Origin of the sequence: Vaccinium witches'-broom phytoplasma str. VAC (assembly GCF_000309405.1) — a bacterium.
Taxonomy (GTDB): Bacteria; Bacillota_I; Bacilli_A; order Acholeplasmatales; family Acholeplasmataceae; genus Phytoplasma.
The window spans coordinates 1-2,974 of the sequence record NZ_AKIN01000068.1 but is presented as its reverse complement, the minus strand read 5'-3'; the positions used below and the strand labels follow the sequence as shown (position 1 = coordinate 2,974).

Sequence of the window (2,974 nt, the reverse complement as noted above, 5' to 3'; positions counted from 1 at the left end):
ATTTTAACATAATTATAAAAAATATTAAGAGTTTATTATTTTATTTTTCAAATTAAAGCGAGAAATTTTTCTTTATAAAACAAAAAAATCAAAAAAAGAGGTCGCTATTTGTTGAAATTGTGCAATTCCTATTTGTTCTGCTCTTATATCTAAAGAAAGTTGATTTTTGTCAAAAAAAGTCATTAATTCTTTTTTAGAAATTTTAAAATAAGAATGTAGATTATTTAATAATTTTTTTCTTTTTTGTTGGAAAGAAGCTTTAACAAAGGTAAAAAACTTCTTTTCTATAAAAGTTTTTTTTGTTGATTCTAAAGGAATTCTTTCAAACTTTAAAACTGTACTATCTACTTTTGGCTTAGGAAAAAACATAGTATTTTTCACATCTTTAATTTGACTAATTACCATTAAAGACTGAAAAATAACACTTATATAATTATAAGTAGTATTGTGTGGTTTAGATAAAAGACGCAAAGCTACTTCTTTTTGTACCATAATAGTGAAAGTTTTTATTTGCGGCAAAAATAAAATTTTAAATAATATAGGAGAGGTAATATTATAAGGCAAATTACCTATTAAAGCAATATCCTCTTCTTGAAAATAAGTTTGAAAATCTTGTTCTAAATTTCTTTTTAAAAAATCATCGTAAATAATATTAATATCGAAATGAGAATCAAATTGTAAAAAAGGTTTTAAAGAAGCGTCTATTTCGTAAGCCACAACTTTTTTTGCCTTGGTAATGATTAATTTAGTTAAAGCGCCTTTTCCGGGTCCTATTTCCACAACATTTTGATTATCTAAGTCAGCTTTTTCCACTATATAAGTCAATAAATTAACGTCATTTAAAAAATTTTGACCATATTGTTTTTTAATTATGTGTCTTGGTTTCATTATTTTTTATATGAACACTCTCTATAATAAAAAAACTTACGATTTTCTTTTTGCATAACACCATCCATTAGACTACTAATAATGGTTGATTCTCGACTTAATGGCTGAATTCGATTATTCGATGAAGTATGGGACGAAATAAAAATTTGTTCCCCAATATTGTCGTCATCTTCTCTATAAGCATCTTGTGTAATAGAATTATCTTCAAAAGTGTAATATTCGCCATTAACGCCATAATGTTTTTTAATTTTATTTATAATTTCTTTATTATTATCGTTATTTTCTTTATATTTCCATATGCTACGGTTTAAAAAATCTTGACATAAATTCGCTAAAATAACGTCTTTATCATCTTGTAAGCGAACAATTAAAGAATTAACGTAAAAATCGTCTATTTTTAAATATATTTCTAAACTTTTATTTAAATCGTGTTTTTGATCTAAAAAATCTTTCAAAAGAACGACAACATAACTATCAAAAAAATAATTTTCAGAAATTAATTTTTTTATTCTAATGAAAATTTTTTCTAAAATAATTGAATAACCTTTTATTTTTGGATGATAATAAACTTGTCTATACATATGATAACGATTGATTAAATAGTTTTCAATCGCGGAAATACCGTTTTTTCTAAAAACTATTTGATATTTTTGTTCACGTTTTTCTATATCAATAATTCTAATCAAACGATCAGTATCGATATGTCCATAATAAACGCCTGTAAAAAACGAATCTCTTTTTAAATAATCTAAGCGATCAAAATCTAATTGACTTGTTAAAAGTTGTTGAATCAATTGGAATTCGTTATCTTTTTCTTTTTTAATAACCGAAGCTACATCTTTTTTAAAATCTTGATCTATGGAATCTAAAATAGCTCTTATTTCTTCATTATTAACGATAATTTCAGCGGTTTTTTCTTCATGATTAGTTTTAAAAATGCGTTCAAACATATGAGAATAAGCACCATGACCGATATCGTGAAGTAAAGAAGCGGTCAATAAAATTAATTTGTTTCTTAAAGAAAAAATTTCTTCGGATAGTTTAAATTTGTGAGTTTCTAAAAACCTTCTTGACAACTCATAAACCCCTAAACTATGAGAAAAACGTGAATGTTCCGCGCCATGAAAAACTACATTAACAAAACTTAATTGTTTAATGCGTCTTAATCGTTGAAAAACTTTTGTATTAATCAGCCTTTCTAAAAAAAGATAATCTAAATAAATATAACCATAAATTGGATCTCTAAAAACTTCTGTTCTATGAAATTTTTTCGGCTCTTTAAAATTATTTTTTTTACACATTATACATATGACTCTTTCTTTTTTATCCAAAAAATGTTATTTTTTAGAAATATGGAATAAAAAATATTTTGATCATAATTATATATTTTTGATGATTGTTTCGTTTTGACCAAATAACCTTATTTAAAAAAGTTATAAATCCAATTATTTCTTAATTAAAGTGACTGAATCTCCGCTTTTTAATAAAAACGCGCTAGCATCGTCAGTATCTAAATGACATTCTAATCTGTAATCTTTATGTACACGACACAAAACATCTTCTAAAATGCCTGGTTTAATGCCATCAATTTTAACATTTACCATTTCTTTATCTACGATGCCATACTCTTTAGCTTCTTCTTCAGAAAAATGAATATGTCTGTCTGCTAAAATAACCCCTTCAGCGATATCTACTTGTCCTTTTGGACCAATTAAAGTGGCTTTATCAGAATTTTTAATATCTCCGGAACTTCTTACAGGGGCTTTAAATTTATATCTTAAATTATCGCTTTGACTAATTTCCACTTGATCAACATTTCTAACTGGACCAACAATACGTACGCCTGTAATTAATTTGCCTTCAGGACTCATAACATCGATCTTTTCTTCAGCAGCGTATTGACCCACTTGTTTTAAATTTTTAAAAACATTTAATTGATAATTTTCGCTACCAAACAAAATATCTAATGTTTTTTGTTTTAAATGAACGTGTCTTCCAGACACACCTACAGGTATTTTTGTGGACATGATGTTTTTTCTCCTTAAATTTAATCAAAAATATTTTTACTTATACATTTTTATTATAT

3 protein-coding genes are annotated in these 2,974 nt (G+C 25.5%); all 3 read right to left on the bottom strand.

Annotated features, from left to right (window positions below; genetic code table 11):
* Positions 1-72: 72 nt before the first annotated feature.
* Complete coding sequence (gene rsmA, locus RI68_RS01810) at positions 73-888, bottom strand: 16S rRNA (adenine(1518)-N(6)/adenine(1519)-N(6))-dimethyltransferase RsmA (protein WP_017193550.1); 816 nt, start codon at positions 886-888, stop codon at positions 73-75.
* Positions 888-2,189, bottom strand: coding sequence for an HD domain-containing protein (locus RI68_RS01805; protein WP_017193549.1), 1,302 nt, complete (start codon positions 2,187-2,189; stop codon positions 888-890). Before RI68_RS01805 ends, rsmA begins: the two co-directional genes overlap by 1 nt.
* 144 nt (positions 2,190-2,333) lie before the next feature.
* A complete protein-coding gene (gene pduL, locus RI68_RS01800; protein WP_017193548.1) occupies positions 2,334-2,915 on the bottom strand; it encodes a phosphate propanoyltransferase in 582 nt (193 codons plus the stop codon).
* Between the last annotated feature and the right edge of the window lie 59 nt (positions 2,916-2,974).

What these genes read in the sequence shown, in the direction of transcription:
- pduL (WP_017193548.1), bottom strand. Translation starts at nt 2,915, where the DNA reads ATGTCCACAAAAATACCTGTAGGTGTGTCTGGAAGACACGTTCATTTA.
- RI68_RS01805 (WP_017193549.1), bottom strand. Translation starts at nt 2,189, where the DNA reads ATGTGTAAAAAAAATAATTTTAAAGAGCCGAAAAAATTTCATAGAACA.
- rsmA (WP_017193550.1), bottom strand. Translation starts at nt 888, where the DNA reads ATGAAACCAAGACACATAATTAAAAAACAATATGGTCAAAATTTTTTA.